22 protein-coding genes and 1 tRNA gene are annotated in these 18,892 nt (G+C 63.1%); 12 read left to right on the forward strand and 11 right to left on the reverse strand.

What is annotated here, in order from left to right:
• The first annotated feature begins 8 nt into the window (after positions 1 to 8).
• The 6 genes from NKJ91_RS13130 to NKJ91_RS13155 are packed head-to-tail and all read left to right on the forward strand — an operon-like array spanning position 9 to position 6,421.
• The gene (locus NKJ91_RS13130) at positions 9 to 1,004 is read left to right on the forward strand and encodes an ABC transporter permease (RefSeq protein ID WP_023677039.1); all 996 of its coding nucleotides are present in this window, start codon (positions 9 to 11) and stop codon (positions 1,002 to 1,004) included.
• A gap of 1 nt (position 1,005) precedes the next feature.
• Positions 1,006 to 1,791, forward strand: a complete 786-nt coding sequence (locus NKJ91_RS13135; RefSeq protein ID WP_352455891.1) for an SDR family NAD(P)-dependent oxidoreductase — start codon at positions 1,006 to 1,008, stop codon at positions 1,789 to 1,791.
• An 18-nt stretch (positions 1,792 to 1,809) separates the two neighbouring features.
• Entirely contained in the window at positions 1,810 to 3,015 is a 1,206-nt protein-coding gene (locus NKJ91_RS13140; RefSeq protein ID WP_352455892.1) for a CaiB/BaiF CoA transferase family protein, read from the forward strand.
• A 2-nt stretch (positions 3,016 to 3,017) separates the two neighbouring features.
• Entirely contained in the window at positions 3,018 to 3,803 is a 786-nt protein-coding gene (locus NKJ91_RS13145) for an enoyl-CoA hydratase/isomerase family protein (RefSeq protein WP_352455893.1), read from the forward strand.
• Entirely contained in the window at positions 3,800 to 5,575 is a 1,776-nt protein-coding gene (locus tag NKJ91_RS13150) for a CoA-transferase (protein ID WP_352455894.1), read from the forward strand. Before NKJ91_RS13145 ends, NKJ91_RS13150 begins: the two co-directional genes overlap by 4 nt.
• Positions 5,576 to 5,587: 12 nt before the next feature.
• A complete protein-coding gene (locus NKJ91_RS13155) occupies positions 5,588 to 6,421 on the forward strand; it encodes an SMP-30/gluconolactonase/LRE family protein (protein WP_352455895.1) in 834 nt (277 codons plus the stop codon).
• A 31-nt stretch (positions 6,422 to 6,452) separates the two neighbouring features.
• Here the strand turns inward: NKJ91_RS13155 and NKJ91_RS13160 are convergent, their stop codons facing one another.
• The gene (locus tag NKJ91_RS13160; protein ID WP_352455896.1) at positions 6,453 to 6,794 is read right to left on the reverse strand and encodes an antibiotic biosynthesis monooxygenase family protein; all 342 of its coding nucleotides are present in this window, start codon (positions 6,792 to 6,794) and stop codon (positions 6,453 to 6,455) included.
• Between the two features lie 170 nt (positions 6,795 to 6,964).
• On the reverse strand, positions 6,965 to 7,483 hold the full coding sequence (locus NKJ91_RS13165) for an EF-hand domain-containing protein (RefSeq protein ID WP_352455898.1): 519 nt from the start codon (positions 7,481 to 7,483) through the stop codon (positions 6,965 to 6,967).
• A 179-nt stretch (positions 7,484 to 7,662) separates the two neighbouring features.
• On the opposite strand from NKJ91_RS13165, the gene NKJ91_RS13170 reads away from it, so the two are divergent.
• Positions 7,663 to 7,929, forward strand: a complete 267-nt coding sequence (locus tag NKJ91_RS13170) for a DUF3606 domain-containing protein (protein ID WP_352455899.1) — start codon at positions 7,663 to 7,665, stop codon at positions 7,927 to 7,929.
• Positions 7,930 to 7,962: 33 nt separating this feature from the next.
• Here the strand turns inward: NKJ91_RS13170 and NKJ91_RS13175 are convergent, their stop codons facing one another.
• Both NKJ91_RS13175 and NKJ91_RS13180 read right to left on the reverse strand, forming a co-directional pair.
• Positions 7,963 to 8,511, reverse strand: coding sequence for a DNA-3-methyladenine glycosylase (locus tag NKJ91_RS13175; protein WP_352455901.1), 549 nt, complete (start codon positions 8,509 to 8,511; stop codon positions 7,963 to 7,965).
• Positions 8,512 to 8,605: 94 nt separating this feature from the next.
• A complete protein-coding gene (locus NKJ91_RS13180; RefSeq protein ID WP_352455902.1) occupies positions 8,606 to 8,935 on the reverse strand; it encodes a hypothetical protein in 330 nt (109 codons plus the stop codon).
• Between the two features lie 227 nt (positions 8,936 to 9,162).
• Here NKJ91_RS13180 and NKJ91_RS13185 point away from each other — a divergent pair, with 227 nt between their 5' ends.
• The 3 genes from NKJ91_RS13185 to NKJ91_RS13195 all read left to right on the forward strand — a co-directional run bounded on the left by NKJ91_RS13185 (position 9,163) and on the right by NKJ91_RS13195 (position 11,427).
• Positions 9,163 to 9,690 carry a metallophosphoesterase gene (locus NKJ91_RS13185; RefSeq protein ID WP_352456007.1) on the forward strand — a complete coding sequence of 176 codons (528 nt, stop codon included), beginning with the start codon at positions 9,163 to 9,165 and terminating at the stop codon, positions 9,688 to 9,690.
• Positions 9,691 to 9,740: 50 nt separating this feature from the next.
• Entirely contained in the window at positions 9,741 to 11,039 is a 1,299-nt protein-coding gene (locus tag NKJ91_RS13190; protein ID WP_352455903.1) for a cytochrome P450, read from the forward strand.
• Between the two features lie 73 nt (positions 11,040 to 11,112).
• Entirely contained in the window at positions 11,113 to 11,427 is a 315-nt protein-coding gene (locus NKJ91_RS13195; protein ID WP_352456016.1) for a hypothetical protein, read from the forward strand.
• 106 nt (positions 11,428 to 11,533) lie between these two features.
• Here NKJ91_RS13195 and NKJ91_RS13200 read toward each other — a convergent pair whose 3' ends face one another.
• From NKJ91_RS13200 to NKJ91_RS13225, 6 genes are all read right to left on the reverse strand, one after another.
• A complete protein-coding gene (locus tag NKJ91_RS13200; RefSeq protein WP_023677026.1) occupies positions 11,534 to 11,767 on the reverse strand; it encodes a hypothetical protein in 234 nt (77 codons plus the stop codon).
• Between the two features lie 206 nt (positions 11,768 to 11,973).
• Positions 11,974 to 12,651, reverse strand: coding sequence for a hypothetical protein (locus NKJ91_RS13205; protein ID WP_352455904.1), 678 nt, complete (start codon positions 12,649 to 12,651; stop codon positions 11,974 to 11,976).
• A 2-nt stretch (positions 12,652 to 12,653) separates the two neighbouring features.
• Positions 12,654 to 13,514 carry an AAA family ATPase gene (locus NKJ91_RS13210; protein ID WP_352455905.1) on the reverse strand — a complete coding sequence of 287 codons (861 nt, stop codon included), beginning with the start codon at positions 13,512 to 13,514 and terminating at the stop codon, positions 12,654 to 12,656.
• Positions 13,511 to 14,221, reverse strand: a complete 711-nt coding sequence (locus NKJ91_RS13215) for a TaqI-like C-terminal specificity domain-containing protein (RefSeq protein WP_352456008.1) — start codon at positions 14,219 to 14,221, stop codon at positions 13,511 to 13,513. The genes NKJ91_RS13210 and NKJ91_RS13215 overlap by 4 nt, the downstream gene beginning before the upstream one ends.
• A gap of 212 nt (positions 14,222 to 14,433) precedes the next feature.
• Positions 14,434 to 14,510, reverse strand: a tRNA-Arg gene (locus NKJ91_RS13220).
• Positions 14,511 to 14,673: 163 nt separating this feature from the next.
• On the reverse strand, positions 14,674 to 15,594 hold the full coding sequence (locus NKJ91_RS13225; protein ID WP_352455906.1) for a zinc-binding dehydrogenase: 921 nt from the start codon (positions 15,592 to 15,594) through the stop codon (positions 14,674 to 14,676).
• A 197-nt stretch (positions 15,595 to 15,791) separates the two neighbouring features.
• Here NKJ91_RS13225 and NKJ91_RS13230 point away from each other — a divergent pair, with 197 nt between their 5' ends.
• Positions 15,792 to 16,598, forward strand: a complete 807-nt coding sequence (locus NKJ91_RS13230; protein WP_352455907.1) for an AraC family transcriptional regulator — start codon at positions 15,792 to 15,794, stop codon at positions 16,596 to 16,598.
• Positions 16,599 to 16,631: 33 nt separating this feature from the next.
• Here the strand turns inward: NKJ91_RS13230 and NKJ91_RS13235 are convergent, their stop codons facing one another.
• The gene (locus NKJ91_RS13235; protein WP_352455908.1) at positions 16,632 to 17,522 is read right to left on the reverse strand and encodes a D-alanyl-D-alanine carboxypeptidase family protein; all 891 of its coding nucleotides are present in this window, start codon (positions 17,520 to 17,522) and stop codon (positions 16,632 to 16,634) included.
• Between the two features lie 251 nt (positions 17,523 to 17,773).
• Between NKJ91_RS13235 and NKJ91_RS13240 the strand changes: the two genes are divergently transcribed.
• Positions 17,774 to 18,880 carry a hypothetical protein gene (locus tag NKJ91_RS13240; RefSeq protein ID WP_352455909.1) on the forward strand — a complete coding sequence of 369 codons (1,107 nt, stop codon included), beginning with the start codon at positions 17,774 to 17,776 and terminating at the stop codon, positions 18,878 to 18,880.
• Positions 18,881 to 18,892: the final 12 nt, after the last annotated feature.

An 18,892-nucleotide genomic window follows, 5' to 3' on the forward strand; every position in this document is an offset into this window, starting at 1 on the left:
ACCACGCGATGAGCCTGGCAAGCACCGACACCATGAAAGCTGGGCCGTCCATGCTGGCGCGGCTCGTCGCGCGGCAGGAATTGGCATTGCTCCTCTGCCTCATTCTGGTGATCGCGTTCTTTTCCTTCACCGCCGAGAATTTCTTCTCCGTGCGCAACATCACCAATGTGCTCGGTCAGGCTTCGCTGGCGCTGACAGCCGGCATCGGCTGCGCCATCGTCTTCATATCAGGCGAGGTCGACATCTCGATCGGCTCGCTGCTGGCGACGATCGCGCTGCCGCTGATCATCATCATGAACGACACCAACTCGCTTGTGCTCGGCATCAGTGGCGCGCTGCTGTTCGGGCTGATCATCGGCGTCGTGAATGGCTATCTGACGGCCTATGCCGGCATCAACTCGCTGATCGTGACCCTGGGCACGATGTTCATCATGCGCGGCGGCGTTTATCTCTATACCGGCCAGCGCGCTATTCCAGACGATGCCGCGCTCGACAGCTTCATCGCGCTGTCGGACGGCCGCCTGTTCAACGTCGTTCCCTATTCGGCTGTCATCGCCATCGTCCTGCTCGCCGTCTTCGCCTACGTGATGCAGCACCGGCCGTTCGGGCGGCAGATCTATGCCGTCGGCGGCAATCCGGAAGTGGCACGGCTGGCGGGTTACGACGTGCGCCGCGTCAAGTTCACCTGCTTCATCATCAGCGCGCTGCTGGCAACGGTTGCCGGCATCATCCTGGCAGCCCGCGTCGGTTCGGCGCAGCATACCGCCGGGCTGAATTTCGAGTTCCAGGTCGTTGCCGCCACCGTGCTCGGCGGGGTGAGCCTTGCCGGCGGCATCGGCAGCCTGACCGGCATGGCGCTCGGCGTGCTGATCCTGCAGTTTCTGTCCAACGGGCTGCGCGGTCTCGGCCTGCCGACCGAGTGGCAACTGGTCATCACCGGCATGATCATCATTGCCGCCGTCGCCTTCGACGAAGCAAAGCGCCGGCGCGCCATTGGAGGCTGATATGGATCGTCTCAAAGGGAAAACCGCAATCGTCACCGGCGCCGCCGACGGCATCGGCCATGCGATCGCAGAGGCGATGGCAAGGGAGGGCGCGCATGTCTTCCTTGGCGACATCGCCGACGAGAAGGGTGAAAAATTTGCGGCGGAACTGCGCGCCGCCGGCCACCGCGCCGACTACATCCATTGCGACGTGGCGGACGAGGCCGACATCGCCGCTCTTATCGCCGCAGCCGTCGGCAAGACCGGCCATCTCGACATTCTCGTCAACAATGCCGCCATCGCCATCGGCGGCATGCCGGTTCACGAAATGAGCGACGAGCAGTGGCACCGGCTGATGGCGGTCAACCTTACCAGCGTGTTCCGCGGCTGCAAATATGCGCTGCCACATATGATCGCGCAGAAATCGGGCTCGATCATCAACATGGCCTCGGCACAAGGGCATATCGGGCTCGACGGCTGGACCGCCTATGCCGGCGCCAAGGGTGCGGTGATGGCGATGACGCGCCAGATGGCGGTCGAGTTCGGCCCGCTCAACATCCGCGTCAACTCGATCTCGCCCGGCACCATCAACACGCCGATGAACGACAAATTGGTCAAGGAGATCGGCGGCAATCTCGCCAAGGCCTGGGTCAAGATGCATCCGCTCGGCCGCATCGGCAAACCGTCCGAGGTGGCCGAAGCCGCCGTCTATCTGGCCTCCGACGCCGCCGGCTTCACCACCGGTACCGACCTGCGCGTCGACGGCGGCCTCACCGCGGCACCCCGCTACGTACCCGACCTGCTTTGACAACCAACGAGACATGAAATGAACAAAGCCCTCGAAGGCGTCCGCATTCTCGATTTCAGCCATCTGCTGCAAGGGCCGTTCGCCACGCAGCTGCTCGGCGACATGGGCGCCGACATCATCAAGATCGAGCGTGCCGGCGCCGGCGACATGTTCCGCGGCATGACCTTCTTCGCCAAATGGGTCGGCGGCTCCGAAAGCCCGAATTTCCTCGCCTGGAACCGCAACAAGCGCTCCATCGCGCTCAACCTGAAAAGTCGCAAGGTGCATGCCATCATCATGGACATGGCTGAGAAGGCCGATGTGGTGGTGCAGAATTTCCGCCCCGGCGTGCTCGCCAGGCTCGGCTATGGCTACGAGGATTTCAGGGCGGTCAATCCCGCCATCATCTATTGCTCGGGCTCCGGCTATGGCGAGGAAGGCCCCTATGTCGAGCGCCCCGGCCAGGACATGCTGATCCAGGGATTGTCCGGGCTGATTTCCAACACCGGCCGCGGCGATCAGGCTCCTGTTCCGGCCGGTGCCGGCCTGGCCGACCAGATCGGCGCCATGAACATGGTCTACGGCATCCTATCGGCGCTCTATTATCGCGAGAAGACCGGCAAGGGCCAGAAGATCGAGGTCAATCTGCTCGCCGGCATGCTGGCGCATCTCAATCAGGAATATGTCGCCGTGCTCAATCTCGGCGAGGATTTCGTGCGCCCGAATTCCGGCATCGGCCACCCCGGCATGCAGGCGCCGTTCGGTGTCTATGAAGCGAAGGACGGCGGCTATGTGTCGATCGCCATGAGCCCGTTCAAGACGCTGTATGAAGTGCTGGAGGCGCCGCAGCTTGCCGTCTACGACGATCTGAAGACGCTGTTCGACAGGCGCGACGAGGTGTTCGACAAGGTCAACGCCGAAACCAGGAAGTTTGCCACACAGGACCTGCTGGCGCGGCTACTGGCAGCCGACATCTGGTGTGCCGAGGTGAAGGACATAAGGCGCGCAGCCGAGGACCCGCAGGTCAAGCACCTGGGCATGATCACCAGCTACGATCATCCGCGCGGCGGCAAGGTCAGGGTGGTCGCGCCGGCGGTCAAGATGAGCGAGACGCCGGCTACCATAGAACGGCCGGCGCCGCTGGTCGGCCAGCATGGCCGCGAGATACTGGCCGAGTTCGGCCTCTCCAGCGACGAGATTGCAGCGCTTGAGGCGTCCGGCGACATGACCGTGGATGCTGCCTGACGATGAGCGTTTACCAGACACTCACCTTGGAAATGTTCGGGCGCGTCGCGGTCGTCACCTTCCGGCGCGCCGATCAGCTCAACGCCATGAACCGGCTGATGCAAAGCGACATCACCGAGGTTTTCGAGGCGCTGTCGCAGGATGACAGCGTCGGCGCGATCGTGGTGACAGGCGAGGGGCGCGGCTTCATGGCCGGCGCCGACATCAAGGAATACGCTGCCCAGACAGCTATCGAGTTCGACGCCTTCCAGGCCGCCGGCACGCGTATGTATGCGGCGGTCGAGAACAACGGCAAGCCGGTCATCGCCGCGGTCAACGGCTTTGCGCTCGGCGGCGGCATGGAGCTGGTGCTGTGCTGCGACATCGTCATCGCCAACCAGTTCGCGAAGCTCGGCCTGCCCGAGATCAAGCTCGGGCTGGTCCCCGGCGGCGGCGGCACCCAGCGCAGCGTCCAGAAGCTCGGCCGCAACCGCGCCAATTTTCTGCTGATGACCGGCGCCATCGTGCCGGCTTCCGAGTTCGTCGGCGCCGGTCTGGTCAACGAAATCGTCGATGCCGAAAGGCTGATGCCGCGGGTGCTGGACCTTGCCGAGATGATCGCCGCCGAACCGGCCGCAGCGATCGAAGGGCTGAAAGCGCTGACCGCGCATGCCGTTTCGGGCGATCTGGCCGACGGCCTTGCCATGGAGCGCGATGTCCTGGGTGGCCTGTACCGCAGCGAGACCGGCCAGCGGCGCGTCAAGGAATTTGCTGAAAAGAGCGCGCCGCGGCCGAAGGCTGCGAAATGACGTCCCTGGTCAAGCAAAACCGGCCGCGCTTCACCGATGTCGAGGGCCTGGCCGCGATGGTCGGCGGCGGCGACGTCTTCGGTGTCGGTGGCCATCATTTTGCCCGGCTGCCGATCGCCTTGTTGCGGGCCATCGCCCGCTTGGGCGTCAAGGATCTTCGCTATGTCTGCTGGGCCGGCGGCCTGCCGCTCGAACTGCTTCTCGAAGCGAATGCCGTGGCGGAGGTCGATATCTGCTTTTCCAGCCTCGATATTTTTGGCTTGCCGCCGCGCTTCCGCGCGGCTGCCGAGACCAATGCCGTGCCGGTCCGCGACTGGACGGCGCTGGCCATGATCCAGGCGCTGCGGGCGGGGCAGCAGAACCTGCCGTTGATGCCGTTTCAGCTTCCGGAGGGTTCGGACATGCTGGCGCGCGTGCCGGGTGCGATCGCCGCGCCCGATCCGATCGCGGGAATCACGACCGGGATCATCCCGGCCTTGCGGCTCGATACATTCGTCGTCCATGCCCAGCGTGCCGACGAGAGCGGCAATGTCCAGATCATCGGACCACGGGCGCTGGATTTCGCCATGGCCGGCGCGGCGCGCGAGGTGCTGGTGACGGTCGAGGAGATCGTCCCGGTCGGAGCGCTGCGGCATGATGGTCGGCAGAGCATTTTGACCCGCAACCAGGTGTCGGCGATCGCGCTGGCACCAGGCGGCGCCTATCCCGCCTCCTGCCTGCCATTCTATGTGACGGATTATCAAGCGTTGGCGGGGGCGTTCGCGGCCAAGGAAATACCTTTGTCGGACAGCCTGAGCATGCCTTCGGAAGGCGTGCCGGAGCGGGTTCAAGACGCTGCAAAAGTCCGCGCTGAAACAGTCCTCGCAATGCCCAGGCTCGTGCACGGCAACAAGGAGGCGTCCATCGACGAGATCATCGCCGCCCGCATTGCCGCTGAGCTCGACAATGAGAGCTTTGCCAGTGCCGGCGCGGTGTCGCCGCTCGCCAATGTCGCCTACCGGCTGGCCAAAGCGACGCACGCGCCGGACATGATCATCGCCACCATGAGTTGCGGCCATCTCGACATAGCACCGAGCCCGATGATCCTGTCGCTGATCGAAAGCCTCGATTGCGAGACGGCGGTGGCGCATGCCGGCGGCGACGACACCTATTCGACCTACTACCAGGCCGGCGCGGTGACGCATGAGATCGTCGGTGCCGCGCAGGTCGACCGCCGTGGGCGCGTCAACACCATTGCGCTGCGCAAGCGTGACGGCAGCCTTATCCGGCTGCCGGGGCAAGGCGGCATGGCCGACGTCGCCAACATGCATCGCGATTATCTGCTCTACGTCCCCCGCCATTCCGTGCAGTCGCTGGTCGAGACGGTCGAGATTGCCAGCTCGGCGCGCGGCCTGTTGACTGAGGCCGAACGCGAGCCGATGGGCTATCGGACCGGCGCGGCATTGGTGTTCACCGACCTTTGCGTGTTTCGGCTCGACTGCGAGAGCCGGCAATTGGCCGTCATCGAGACCATGCCGGGCGTGACGCGCCAGCAGCTCCAGGATGCCACCGGCTTTGCCCTGACATTCGATGCCGATTGCCGCGAAGTTGCGCTACCGTCGAACGAGACGCTCGACATCCTGCGAAACCGCATCGACCCGCTCGGCCTGCGCCGCCTCGAATTCGTCAGCGCCAGGGAGCGCAGCGCCCTGACCGCCGAGATCCTGGCCACCGACCGGCGGATGGTCGAGCGCTGCATCGCCGCACAGCGGTCGCATACTGCACCGGATTGAAGAGGGCGGCGCATGGCAAAGCCGTTGCTCGAAATGTCGGCCGCGAGGGTCTTCTTCGATGGCATCTTCACCAGCCCGCGCGTCGCCCATCCGGAAGGCGTGGCCATCCATCGCGACGGCTCGATCTGGTGCGGCACCGAAACCGGCGACCTGCTGCGCTTGGCCGCCGATGGCAGCTCGGTCGAACGCATGGGCGGTACGGAGGGCTTTTTGCTCGGCATCGCCTTCGATAGCGCGGGAAACTGTTTTGCGTGCGATTTGAGACATTCGGCGATCTTTCGCTGGGATGCCGCGACGGCTGGTATGCAGCGCTTCGCCTCGGCCGGCATCCGCGTGCCGAACTATCCGATCGTCGACGAGACACGCGGCTGGCTCTACGCTTCCGACAGCGTAGGCGAAGACAACCGCTCCGGCATTTTTCGCTACGATTTGAAGACCGGCGAAGGCGGCCTGTGGTGCAGCGAGACCATGGCCTTCGCCAACGGCATGGCGATGGCGCCGGGTGGCGATGGGCTTTACGTCGTGGAAAGCCATGCGGCCTGCGTCAGCTATGTGCCGATCCTTGCCGACGGCACGGCAGGGTCTCGCCAGCTCGTTGTGGAGGGCGTGAGCAACGTTCCCGATGGCGTCGCCTTGGCGCCGGACGGGTCGCTGTTCATCTCGTGCTACGAGCCGAGCCGCATCTATCGTTGGCGAAAACACAGCGGGCTCGAGGTGCTGATCGAGGATCCGGCGGCAACGACGCTCGCTCATCCAACCAACATCGCCTTCAAGGGCGACAAGCTCTACACCGCAAATCTCGGCCGCTGGCACATCACCGAGATCGATTTGAAGGCGATTTCCTAGATCGGGCCGAACCGGGCGGCGTTCCTCAGGGCTATTGCAGGCGGCCGTGACTGGAGCGGATGCGCAACACCTGCACCCGCAACGGCAGCTCGATCAGGAACTCTTCGTCCCGCTCCAGATGGTGGATTTTCGTCGGATCGCCGCCGGTGAACGCCGCCATCGCCTCGACGTTTTCCCAATAGGAGATCGTCACGAATTCCGAATGGGTCGGCGTGTCCTCGCGAAAGGTCTGCACGCCCAGGGCCTTCTCGATCAGCGGCTTGATGCCGGCCTCGTAATTGTAACTCTCGTAGGCATCTGCCTTTTCAGGCGCGGTTCTGCCGCGCCAGATACGAGCGATGGTCGGCGTTTTCTCCGTAGCTTTCTCTGTCATGGCCAATGAATTCCTGCTGGTCTGCTTGGTCCGCGGCGTTCGGCAAGGCCAGCCAAGGAACGCATCTCCCCGGCTGGCAGCCTGGTATCCAGTTGCCGGCGACTTTTTATCCTCCCCGGCCGACGAGCTCGCGCTGCCCCAGACAGGCCTCCTGCCGACCGGTAGGAGACTTACTCCTGATCCTCGGCGCCGCCTCCGTGGAAGAAGGACCGGATTTCCTGCATGTCGACGCTGCCGTCACCGTCCTCATCGACGGCGTTGAATATCCGCCCGACGAAATCCTGGACTTCGCTCTGAGAGAGCGCGCCATCGCCGTCCGCATCTACTATGGCGAACATCATTCGCATCTTCGCGCCATGCATCCCGCGTGCAATGCCAGCGCGGCCTCCCATCTCCCAACCTCGGTCAGGCGGGCCCATCCTGTAGCCGCGATGCCAGCGGTCGGGACCTCGCCGTTCCTCCCGGGGCGCGCGATCTTCCTGCATTCTCTCCTCCAGCATCTCGGTCATCATCTGGCGCATCATATCGCGCATGGCATCCTGGCTCTGCCCGCTCATTGCGGGCGACTGTTCGGCGCCACGATCCGGTGCCGCCGCGGCGGGCGCAGGTGGGCTCGTCTGGCCGAATGCCGGCGCGGCCAACATGGCCAGCGCCGCGGCAATTACGGTGGTTTTGCTTGCGAGCGTCATCGTATTCTCCATCGGTATGAATTGTGGCCGAATATGTCTGCATCCAAGCCAAACCGGCTGCTCGCCTCATGGTTCCTGGGCAGTCGGCACAACGGCGGAAAAGTCCGCCCGATCGCGGCAACGAAAGCTCGTTGTCCACGTTGCCATGGATGGATGCGACGCTCCACCAGGAGGAAAAAATGGCCGACGATAAGAGCAAGCGAGATTTCCGCGAGCGCGACCGCGTTGCTGCGGAAGACGACCGTGAAGTCGAGTATTTTGCCCAACAGAACGGCGTCACGGCCGACCAGGTCCGCCAGCTGATCAAGAGCTTCGGCAATGATCGCGGGCGCCTGACCGTAGCTGCGAAGGCATTGCGAGGGATTTCACCTGCCGGAGCCGACGAGGTGACCAGGGAAGCCCGCCAGCAGGCGACACCCATGCATCTCGGTAAACCCGACGAGTGATGCCAGGCAGCTGCTCTGCCGCTGCCGCGGGCGTCAGAACCTGCGGCTCAAATAGTCCGAGCCGCGCAGGCCGAACCGCCACTCGGCATCGACAGCCTTGGAAATGCCGATCCGGCGGCCTGTTAGAACGGCGCCGGCGTCGCCCGGCTGCCTGAATTCGAATGGCGGCACGTCCAGCGGCAGCCTGTCATGGGATTTGTCGATTGCCAGCGCCTGGCAAAGGCGACCCGGTCCCGAACAAAGCAGCCGGGGATCGTCAACGCCGCGATTGGCCCGCATCACCTCCAGCCCGGATTGCGGTTCGATTGCGCGGATAAGCACGGCACTGCCGGGCAGGCACACGGCATTGAGACACCAGTGCAGGCCATAGGAGCGATAGACGTACGCGCTGCCCGGGGCGCCGAACATTGCACCGTTGCGCACGGTCCTGCCACCGAAAGCATGCGAAGCCGGGTCATCCGGGCGATAGGCCTCGGTCTCGATGATGACGCCGCCAACGCCGTGCAAAAGCAGCGTGGCGCCGATCATGTCGCGCGCTACGATGGCGGCGTCTCGGGCAAAGAATTGATGGGTGGTGGTCATTGTGCAGCAGACTCGGTCGCGCCTGAACCTGACGCGACAACAAGGTCCCGGACCGGACACAAAATGTCCAGCCGCAGCGCTCGGATGAAGATATTCAGCGCAGCACGGCTGCGCCGATGAAAACCGCCGCGGCCAGCACGACGATGGCGGCAATCACCATGACCGGCCCATATCTGCTCGGTTGGACGTCGGGCCCATCCTTCAGCGGGCGCATCGCATTGGCATAGCTCGCCTGGTTGGTAAACTTCGGCGTTTCATGGCGCGCGGCAGGGCTCTTCGGCGGAGCGTTGCCGGCGGATTCCGCGTCCGTTTCCATGGGAGCCGCAGCCGGATCGATGCCCGGGGTCTTGTCCCCTTCGCGCCCGGCGTCGATATCGCCCCGCGCCTGAGCCGGGCTTCGCCCAAGAGGTGCTGCGTCGGTCATCGTCGAGGTCCTTTCAGAGCATCGGCCTCAAGCATTCTAACCTGCGTCTCATTTCAAAGTTCCCCCGTTTCAAAGTTCCCCCTTTTTGAAGTTCCGACGAGCGGAAACCGCCTGGGCCTGCTTCCAGGAACAACCGGCGATCGAGCGGGTTGAGCAAGCATCGGGAGAGCAACATGGACTTGGTGCGCCACGCGCCCAGATCGGCAGTTCGAAACAGGCTCCAGCGCATGATCTACTTCACCGCCGACACGCATTTCAGCGACCCGCGCATTTTGCGCATCGACCGCCGCCCGTTCGGCTCGCTGGCGGAACATGACCGGGCCCTCATTGCGTTCTGGAACGAGACTGTCGGGCCGGACGACGAGGTCTGGCATCTCGGCGATTTTGCCAGGGGATCGGCCGCGTTCGTGTCGTCGCTTCTGGCGTCTCTTCATGGCAGCAAGCATTTGATCATCGGCAACAACGATGCTGCGGCCACCATCGAGGCCACAGGTTGGGCGAGCACGCAGCACTACAAGGAGCTGGCGCTCGACGGCAGTCTGCTGATCCTTTGCCACTACCCTTTTCGCACCTGGAACCAGATCGGCAGGAAATCGATCGACCTGCATGGCCATTCCCACGGCAGGCTGACCCCGGTCACGCGCCAGTATGACGTCGGCGTCGACAGCTGGGATTTTCGTCCGGTCACGCTGACCACCATCCTTGCCAGCCGCGGCCGAAGGGCGGCGCGGCAAAGCCGTCAAAAAGTCGAGTGATCGAAAGTGCCGGCCGTGCGTTGAGGAATTTCAACGCCAGGGAGCACGCCATGAACAGACGTGAACTGATCGATGCCGATGGCGGCAATCATGCTGCCGCAAAACCCATTCCGCGCGCCGCGTTCGATAGCACCTTGGCCCTGCCGCGCGAAGGCTATGACTTCATTTCGGCCCGCTGCCGGCGCATGAACACCGACATCTTTGCCACGCGCCTGATGCTGCGGCCGGCAATCTGCGTCCGCGGTGCCGAGGCTGCCGAGATGTTTTATGGCGGCGACCACTTCACCCGAATTGGTGCGATGCCGCAGACCACGCTGCGTCTGCTGCAGGACAAGGGCAGCGTCCAGGCGCTCGACGGCGCCGATCACCGCCACCGCAAGGCGCTTTTCCTGTCGATCCTGTTGGATGGTGACCAGATCGAGCGGCTCCGCGCAACCTTCCGTCGCGCCTGGCTCGACCAGCTGGAAGACTGGCAGCGGCGTGACGAGATCGTCCTGTTCGACGCCGTAAACCTCGTCCTGACCCAGGCGGCAGCGGATTGGGCCGGCATCCCCGCCGACAAGGATCGCGCCGAACTCTGCCGCGAGCTCAGCGGCATGGTCGAGAACGCCGGCGGCATTGGGCCGTCGACCATGCTGGCGCTGTGGCGGCGACGCCGGACCGAACGCACTATCGGCGAGCTTGTACGGCGCGTTCGAAGCGGCGCGCTTGATTTGCCGGCAAACAGCCCGGTCCGCCTGGTCAGCGAACATGTCGATGCCGAGGGAATGCCGCTCGATCTTGCCAGTGCCGCGGTCGAGATCATCAACATCATCCGGCCGGTTGTCGCCATCGGCCGCTTCATCATGTTTGCGGCGCTGGCGCTTCACCAGCACCGCCAATGGTACGATAAGTTCGCCGGCGGCGATGACGACGGGCTGGAAGCCTTCGCCGAGGAGGTTCGCCGGCTCTATCCGTTCTTCCCGTTCATCGGCGGCCGCGCCCGCCACCCCTTCCAATGGAAGGGCTACCGCTTCGGCAAAGGCGACTGGGTTCTGCTCGACCTGCACGGCACCAACCACGATCGCCGCCTGTTTATGGAGCCGGACCGATTTATCCCGAAGCGCGGCTTGAGCTGGAAAACCCACGGCTTCGACTTCATCCCGCATGGCGGCGGAGATCCGGCGACTACCCATCGCTGCCCCGGAGAAGCCGTCACCGTCGCGCTGATCATGGAAGCGGTTCGCCTGCTGACGCGGTCGATGGCCTACCAGGTGCCTGATCAGGATATGACCGTCTCGCTTGCCCGCATGCCGGCGCGGCCGAAATCCGGGTTCAGGATAGATAATGTGCGGCGAAAACCCCGCTGAAAGGCTGCCGGTCGAACCGGAACCTCTGCGCAGCTGAGGCGTTCGAAAATTGCAAGGCGTAAAGGCAAACGCAATGGCTCAGAAGATCACGACAGGCGCGAACGACCGGCCGCGCAATGAAACCATCGGCCAATCCGGCGAAGGCCTGCCGGACGACAGCAGCAGGCCGCTCGAGGTCGACGAAGGCTGGGTCGCCCGGCTGAGAAAAAAGCTGCAGGGCAAGCCCCGGCAAGCCGGTCAGACCAACACGGACGCAGTCCCCGCAGGCACTCCAGGCGCTGGCGAGAATATTTGCCGCCGCTGTGCAGGGTCAGGCATGATCGACGGCCGCACCTGCCCCGAATGCGGCGGAACCGGCAAGGTGACGACGCCGATAGGCGGAGGCTGAGCAATTCCAGGAAAAGTGTGAAGCGGTTTTCCGTCCGGTATTTACGTCAAAGAATAAGATAGACCGGTTCTGCGTTTCCGCGGAACGATGAACCGTCCAGCGCCGGTCAGATCGCCGGCACCCACTTCCAGAACACGCCTTCCTTGCGTTCGGGGTAGTGCTTGAACTCGCATTCGAAGCGCCAGCCGTAATTCTTGGCGGTGGCAAGCGCCTCCTTGCTGACCGGGTTCATGCCGGTTCCCGGCGCAAACCAGTCCTCCAGCAAGTCGTCGGGGATATAGGCGCCGATCCTCAAAGGCAGCTTTTCGAGGACGACATCCATTTCGGGCGGTGCGGGCACGGCGGGCTCCTTTCGAGAACTACCCAGAAAAGTTTTCCGAAGCGGATTGGGTTCCAGGCCACCGGTTAGATAAAACGTGAGCGCGGTGGGCAGGACTGATTCGACGTTCAGCTTTACGAGGTGGCGATGCAGCAATGGTCGACCGAGCGGCTAAAAATTCTAGTGCCTGCCGGCGGGGCGCGCTAGCCCCACGCCGCACGGTTCAGCTAGGTGATCGTGTTGTCGGTTCGTACGGCCTCGAGCGCCTGTATTGCTGTCGTCGCACCTTCTACTTCTTGCCTGGAGGGACTAGGTGCGTTGGCATGCGTTTGCGGGTTTAAAACGCCAGCGCGGTACATCCGAAGATCATTAAGTATTGGCCCCAATCTCTGCGCACGATTTTGGCCGGGTAGAGCAGTCCATGCAGCTATTGCATTCAACAAGACTTCAGAATCGTTGTCTTTGGGATTCATCGTGAAAGCCGTTTGAACTCGGCGTCGTTCGCAGAAACGCTTCAGACCCCACTCGAACGCCCTTCTCGCTGATGTTGCGGCCGAAGGAATTGCATTGGCCGCGAGCTGCGCCGCGCATTCGTCCAGCGTTGCGCGAAGCACATCGCCGTTGGGCGTCTTCACCGATGGGGTGGCTCTACCACCATCCCCATCAGCGTAGATCTCGGCCCAGGTCCATGCATCTGAACCATCGTGGAACTGACGGACCATATCGAACCAGACCCGATCGTGGGTAAGGATCACAGTCTGCCAATCCGGAAAATATTCTCGGAGTAGGCGAAGCACGGGAATGCGATTGTCATGATCAAGGCCGATCAAAACATCATCGAGAACGAGCAGTTTCAGTCGTTCGCCGCCTTCCGGCACGCAGGCAAGGCGCCCGCCGAGATACATCGCTAGCGCGAAAGCAGAAAGGCGCGCCTCGTTGAGAAACGTCTGGGGCGTACGCAGGTCCTTGCCGTTGAAAGCGATCGCGGGGAATAGCTCCCGCCCGTGATAATCCGGTCCCGCTTCCACCATTGGTGCTGATAGGTGACCCCGCCAAATGTGAATGATTTGACCTCGACGGAAGCACCTAGCATTGTGTGAACCAGCTTAACTAATCGAGGATGCAGGGCCTCAAGCGCTATGCGGAAGCCTTCGTTGAATGCAATACAAGCCTTCTGAACCGGCTCTAGCGAACTGTTGTAGTTCCAGGGCTTTGAACGCTCAATTTCCGCCCAAAGTTGGCCGATCGTCTTCATGATGCCGCCTTCCGTTGCCACAGCAAAATCGGCGAGCAGCACCGTCACCGAGATGTCGAAGAGATTCGGTCGATCGTTGCCGTGGATGTAGTTGGTATCCAGAAGAGCACGATAATCGAGGCACGATTTCCGTAATGCGGCTTCAGCTACACGCGCATCAGCGCCGGGCAAGCGTATAGGATGCCGAGTGCTCGACCAAGGAATTGAAGGAGTTCCGTCGTTGAACACAACATGTATCCGAAAGTCTGTGTCGGGTCGGCCCGAAAAGACATTCTTGACCGAAGCGATTACCGGCGGCCGCATTGCGAAGAAGTGGCGCAACGCTTGAAAGATCGACGACTTGCCGGCGCCGTTTTCCCCATAGACCAGCAGATTCTTTCCTGCCAGATCAAACGTGATGGGGTTCGGAAAGGCACGGAAATCGCAAAGAGAAAGTGTATTGATCCGCAAAGCCTTTGGCGCCGCAGCTTGCTCGCCAGCGGGAGGTGGTACGACATTGATTTCCTGGGTCATTCCTTGCCCTCAATAATACGCACGACCTCGAGGGCCTGTAGATCGAAGAGCATCGCGTATAGCGGGTGCGAGGACACGAACACACGATTGCTGAACTCCTCGGCCGCCTTCACCAGCACCACACCTTCTAGGCCCGCGAGCTGGCCAAGACCCGCGCGTTCGGCCTCGTCGAACAGGGTAAGGCCTCGGGCATGGAGATCGGTTTGGAAGAAGAGTTCATAGACGAGCCCGTTGAGTAGTTGTTCAAGACGGTTGTCGTCACGATTGCCTATGATTGCCAGAACCAGCGTCTCGATCAGCGCCTGTTGCGATTTCGGAGCTTTCGGAATCGGAATCTGGGAAACGTATTGCTGCGTAAACTCAAAAAAACCACCCTGCTTGCTCGCAAAAGTGTGCTGCGTTATCCACCATGAGAGCGCGCTATTTAGGATTCCTATTATATATTCAATATCCTCATGTACAATGAAGCTCGCCTTGTTCACACAGTAGAATGAGTCATAGTCCAAGGCATATTGAGCGCTGCCTTGAATTTCAGGGACAAATATTTTTGGCTTTTCGAACGACTGCCAATACGCAACATTGTCTTGGATTTCATACCATTTGTACGAACCGGCCTTCCGGCCTCTCCATGCTCCATTTTGAGCATCTTTCCAGCTTGAGGGCTTGGGAGCTAGCGCCTCCTGATGGCGTGCAAGGTGAGCCGCTATCGCCGGATATTCCGCTCATCGATCCTGGCAACAAATCAGCCATCTTTCCATCCCGCCGTAGGCGACGGATCAATAGCTTTCTCGGTCGCCGCGTGTTGGCTATAACCGATCGCGGGTTGCATCACCATAAAAACTAAGTGCGCCAAGGTTAGCAATTTTGATGTATGCCCGTGTCAAGCGACGAGCAGAAATTCCAAATGAATCAGACAGATTGGCGCACCCGACAGGATTCGAACCTGTGACCTCTGCCTTCGGAGGGCAGCGCTCTATCCAGCTGAGCTACGGGTGCCTTCAGGATCGGTGATCCCAAAAACGAACCAGCCGGTAAACCGGCCAGCCACGGCTTCTTAGCGGAAGCAGGCGCCGGCTTCAACGGGCAATCGCCAGCGGGCTCAAGTTGCCGTAGCAGCCCGGGGGAGACAGACGCCGTCCCGTCCGGCGCCACCGCCTGCTCATTCTGTCACGGTAAGCACTGCCTTGCCGCTGATGTTGCGCTGCCGCAGCGCGTCGAGGGCTTGGCCGACGTCCCGCCACGGCACGGTGAGGACTACGCGCGTTTCGAGCCGGCCGGCTGCGATCAGCGCGAGCAGCGAGGCGATGTCGGCGCCAACCTCCGGACCGGAAGCGTAGTAGGCGAAGGTCTGCAGCCGCGCGCCTTCGTGACCCGGAACGAACTGGCGGAAGCCGATGGGCGTGAGTTCGCCGCTGCTCGAGCCGAACATGACGACGGTCCCGCCGGGCGCGATCCGTTCGATCGCGTGGGCGAGGCTTTCGCCGCCCACCGATTCGGTAATCAGCGAGAACAGTCCTTCGGCCAGCTCGATCGTTTCGACGACCCGCTCGGCTCCGAGGCCGCGGAGATCCGCGGCATGACGGGCAGCGGCGACCGCCGCCACCGACGCGCCCTGCTGACGGGCGATCTGGATCTGGAAACGGCCGACCGCACCGCTTGCGCCGGCAATCAGGACCCGCTGGCCGGCCAGGTCGCCGCCGAGGCGCAGGGTCCGCAGCGCAGTCGTGCCCGCGACCGGAACAGTGGCGGCGGAGACGAAGCTGACGTCGTCCGGCAGGACGGCGAGGTGGTCGGTCGGAACGGCGACCCGTTCGGCCCACCCGGCCTCGTCGACCAGAGCCGCAACCCGGGCGCCGACGGCCGGCCCGGAGCCGTCGGCCGCGGCGCGCTCGACAATTCCGGCGACGTCCTGGCCAGGCACCCAGCCGTTCGGACGGATGTTGAGCAGGCGCAGTTCGCCGCGGTTCAGCGAGACTGCCCGGACCGAGACCAGCGCCTCATACGGGGCGGGCTCGGGCTCACCAAGCTCGGCGAGCCGCAACCCGGTGGCGCTGTCGGAAGATGTGACCAAGGCGAGCATTGGTATCGTCCCTTCTTGCTGCGTGGCGGACGCCAGCCTGTTTTCGTGCGCCGGGCTTGTTGGTCCGACGTTCAGAACGCAAGCAGGGCACTGAAACCCGCCCTGCCGTCTTCTGAGTTACTTAAGGCCCTAAACTATCGACTTTCCTGTTTGAGTAATTTAGATATCTTGGCAGTCGATCGCCAAAATCAGTCAATATGAGACAGCCTCTTCGCTACCCCTGGCCTTTCGATCCGGATGATGTCCTCGCCCCGGCAATCGCCGTGCGCGTTGACGTTACCGAAACCGGGGCGGAGGTGCCGGACCACCACCACCGCAAAGGGCAACTCGTCTTCGCGCTGGGCGGTGGCGTCACATGTCGCGTCCCCAGCGGCCTGTGGATGGTGCCGCCGCATTGCGCGGTGTGGATTCCCGGCGACATGGAGCACAGCAATATCGCGACCGCCAACGCCCGGATTTTCTTCGTCTATATCGAACCGGGAGCTACCGACCTGCCGGACCGGTGCTGCACGCTTTCGATCACGCCGTTGCTGCGCGAGCTCATCATAGAGCTGACGGATCGCGTTGAGGACGATGACGCGAGGGGCGAGCTCCTGACCAGGGCTCTGCTCACCGAACTGCCGCGCATGCCTGTCCAGCAGCTACATTTGCCGATCTCGTCCGAGCCGCGCTTGAGGCGCATCGCCGCGGCGTTGGCGCAAGATCCTGCCGATCGCAGCACCCTGGCGGAATGGGCCAGTCGCGCCGCGCTCAGCGAGAGCAGTCTCGCACGTCTCGTGGTGAAAGAGACAGGGCTGACCTTCGGGCGCTGGCGCCAGCAACTGCACCTGATCGTCGCAATGCGCGAACTGGCCTCCGGCGCCAGCGTGCAGCAGATTTCGGCCGATCTCGGTTACGAATCGGTCACCGCCTTCATCACCATGTTCAAGAAAGCGCTTGGCAAGCCGCCGGCAAAGTATCTCAGCAGTGTCGCGCAAAACGGCGGCTCTGCGTTTGTCGCCTGAACCCGCACGCGGTCAACACTCGGACTTCAACTGTCACTGCTCCTCGGCATACAGCAGCCGCGTCTTTGCCTCGGAGGTCGGCAACAGGCTGCGCTGGATCAGCGCCTCGACGTGGTCGTTGCGCTGGCGCGCGCTGTCGGCGCCCATCACCACGATGATCAGCCTGTGCCCGTCCGCATTATAGGAGGTGACGATGTTGAAGCCCGAAGCCCTGATGTAGCCGGTCTTGATGCCGTCGACGCCGCGCACCCGGCCGAGCATGTCGTTGTGGCCGCGCACCAGCCTGCCGCGGAACATGAAGTCGCTTTCGGAGAAATAGTGGAAATGCTGCGGGAAGCGGGCGTGCAGCGCCATGCCGAGCACCGCCATGTCGCGCGCGCTGGTGTGCTGGTCGCCGTCCGGCAGGCCCGAGGCATTGCGGAAAACGGTGCTGCTCATGCCGATCTGGCGCGCCTTGGCCGTCATCATGCCGGCGAACGCCTCTTCGCTGCCGCCGAGATATTCGGCAACGGCGACCGCCACGTCATTGGCCGATTTGACGACGACGGCGCGGATCGCCGAATCGACGTCGATGGTCTCGCCGCGCCTGAACCGCAGCTTGGTCGGCGGCTGCCGGGCGGCGTTGTCCGACACCGGGATTTGCGTCTCCTTGCTGATGCGGCCAGAATCCAGCGCCTCGAACAGAAGGTAGAGCGTCATCATCTTGGTCAGTGACGCCGGATAACGCGGCGCCGTCGAATTGACCTCGAACAGCGTCTTACCGGTGCCGGCATCGATGACCATGGCGGCATATTTCTGCGGCGGCGCCGGTACCGCCAGCACGCTGTCGGGCGGCGTGACAGTCGTGCAGCCGGCAGCAAACAGCAGCAGCGCCAGCACAGCGACGCATTTGTGGATGGACGAAAAGAACCGGAAGGCGGACAAGTCAGTTCCGAAGGCAGGCAGTTTCTGAGACGACGCGAAGCTATCTTAACGCAAAGGCACAGTCCATTTGGTTAATATCGGTCTGGCCCTCGAACGGTGCCCTGTCCACAGGCCGACGTGGCGCCGCCTGATGTGAATTGCCGGCCACCGCGCTTGCGCAACCGGCGGCGAGTGGGCTTTGCTGGCGCCGGCAGAATCGGGCCGCCGGAATCGGGCTGGCAGAATCGGGCTGGCAGAATCGGTAGGTGCACATGGATGCGGTCACGATCACGGCGAAGGGCATTTCGGTATCGGTCGATCTTGCCGTCGGCCATCTCGCCGACATGACGGTTGGCATCGATGGCCGCCGGCTGAAGCCGCTGCATCGCGCACCTTGGGTCGGCGAGCCGCGCGAGATGCTGCCGAAAGACCTGCCTGAAGGGACGGTCCACCTGTCCGGCGATTTCCTTTGCGCGCCGTTCTCGATCAGCGACGTCGAAGCGGCACCTTTGCATGGCTGGCCGGCAAATAGTCGCTGGGACGTCGTCGACAGCGCGGCAACGGCCGACGGCTGGCGCGCCGTCTTCCGCCTGCAGCGCCCGGTCATGGGCGCAACCGTCGACAAGATCCTGACCTTGCGCGACGATCATCCCTTTCTCTATCAGGAACACGTCTTTTCCGGCGGCGCCGGCGCCATTCCCGTCGCCCACCACCCGATGACGGTGATGACGGCCGGCGGCAGGCTGGCCTTCTCGCCCAAGCGCCTTGCCGCAACGCCGAGTGAGGCGCCGGAGCCCGATCCGGCCCGCGGCCGCTCGTTGCTCGCCTACCCGGCGCGAACCGCCGACCTGACGCGCTTTCCCGCCGCCAACGGCGGCACGATTGACCTGACCACCTATCGCATGGACCAGCTGCGTGAGGACTTCGTGACGCTGGTCGAGGCCGATCATGGCGGGCCGGGCTGGACGGCGCTGGCGCGCCAGGCGGAAGCCGATCTCGTGCTGGTGCTGAAGAACCCGGCCGAACTGCCGGTCACCATGCTGTGGGTCAGCAATGGCGGGCGCGATTATGCGCCATGGAGTGGCCGCCACCGCGGCGTGCTCGGCATCGAGGACGGCCGCACGGCCGTCGGCCACGCCGCATCGCTCGGCGACAATTGGCTGAAGCGCGAAGGCGTGGCGACCGCCTTTGCCCTTTCCGAAGGGCGCCGCTTTTCGTTCCGCCATGTCATCGGCGCACTGCCGTGGCCATCCGGCGAGCCGCCGCACGACGTCACGACCTCGCCGGGCCACATGCGCATCCTGGCGGCTGACGGTGCCGTGCGCGACATCGCCTTCGACAGCGATTTCCTGCGGATCGGTCAATCCAGGCCCGATTGAAGGCTTGGCACA

This window comes from Mesorhizobium sp. M0040 (genome assembly GCF_040323505.1).
In the GTDB taxonomy this organism is placed as follows: Bacteria; Pseudomonadota; Alphaproteobacteria; order Rhizobiales; family Rhizobiaceae; genus Mesorhizobium.

What these genes read in the sequence shown, in the direction of transcription:
- NKJ91_RS13130 (WP_023677039.1), top strand. Translation starts at nt 9, where the DNA reads ATGAGCCTGGCAAGCACCGACACCATGAAAGCTGGGCCGTCCATGCTG.
- NKJ91_RS13135 (WP_352455891.1), top strand. Translation starts at nt 1,006, where the DNA reads ATGGATCGTCTCAAAGGGAAAACCGCAATCGTCACCGGCGCCGCCGAC.
- NKJ91_RS13140 (WP_352455892.1), top strand. Translation starts at nt 1,810, where the DNA reads ATGAACAAAGCCCTCGAAGGCGTCCGCATTCTCGATTTCAGCCATCTG.
- NKJ91_RS13145 (WP_352455893.1), top strand. Translation starts at nt 3,018, where the DNA reads ATGAGCGTTTACCAGACACTCACCTTGGAAATGTTCGGGCGCGTCGCG.
- NKJ91_RS13150 (WP_352455894.1), top strand. Translation starts at nt 3,800, where the DNA reads ATGACGTCCCTGGTCAAGCAAAACCGGCCGCGCTTCACCGATGTCGAG.
- NKJ91_RS13155 (WP_352455895.1), top strand. Translation starts at nt 5,588, where the DNA reads ATGGCAAAGCCGTTGCTCGAAATGTCGGCCGCGAGGGTCTTCTTCGAT.
- NKJ91_RS13160 (WP_352455896.1), bottom strand. Translation starts at nt 6,794, where the DNA reads ATGACAGAGAAAGCTACGGAGAAAACGCCGACCATCGCTCGTATCTGG.
- NKJ91_RS13165 (WP_352455898.1), bottom strand. Translation starts at nt 7,483, where the DNA reads ATGACGCTCGCAAGCAAAACCACCGTAATTGCCGCGGCGCTGGCCATG.
- NKJ91_RS13170 (WP_352455899.1), top strand. Translation starts at nt 7,663, where the DNA reads ATGGCCGACGATAAGAGCAAGCGAGATTTCCGCGAGCGCGACCGCGTT.
- NKJ91_RS13175 (WP_352455901.1), bottom strand. Translation starts at nt 8,511, where the DNA reads ATGACCACCACCCATCAATTCTTTGCCCGAGACGCCGCCATCGTAGCG.
- NKJ91_RS13180 (WP_352455902.1), bottom strand. Translation starts at nt 8,935, where the DNA reads ATGACCGACGCAGCACCTCTTGGGCGAAGCCCGGCTCAGGCGCGGGGC.
- NKJ91_RS13185 (WP_352456007.1), top strand. Translation starts at nt 9,163, where the DNA reads ATGATCTACTTCACCGCCGACACGCATTTCAGCGACCCGCGCATTTTG.
- NKJ91_RS13190 (WP_352455903.1), top strand. Translation starts at nt 9,741, where the DNA reads ATGAACAGACGTGAACTGATCGATGCCGATGGCGGCAATCATGCTGCC.
- NKJ91_RS13195 (WP_352456016.1), top strand. Translation starts at nt 11,113, where the DNA reads ATGGCTCAGAAGATCACGACAGGCGCGAACGACCGGCCGCGCAATGAA.
- NKJ91_RS13205 (WP_352455904.1), bottom strand. Translation starts at nt 12,651, where the DNA reads ATGTATCTCGGCGGGCGCCTTGCCTGCGTGCCGGAAGGCGGCGAACGA.
- NKJ91_RS13210 (WP_352455905.1), bottom strand. Translation starts at nt 13,514, where the DNA reads ATGACCCAGGAAATCAATGTCGTACCACCTCCCGCTGGCGAGCAAGCT.
- NKJ91_RS13225 (WP_352455906.1), bottom strand. Translation starts at nt 15,594, where the DNA reads ATGCTCGCCTTGGTCACATCTTCCGACAGCGCCACCGGGTTGCGGCTC.
- NKJ91_RS13230 (WP_352455907.1), top strand. Translation starts at nt 15,792, where the DNA reads ATGAGACAGCCTCTTCGCTACCCCTGGCCTTTCGATCCGGATGATGTC.
- NKJ91_RS13240 (WP_352455909.1), top strand. Translation starts at nt 17,774, where the DNA reads ATGGATGCGGTCACGATCACGGCGAAGGGCATTTCGGTATCGGTCGAT.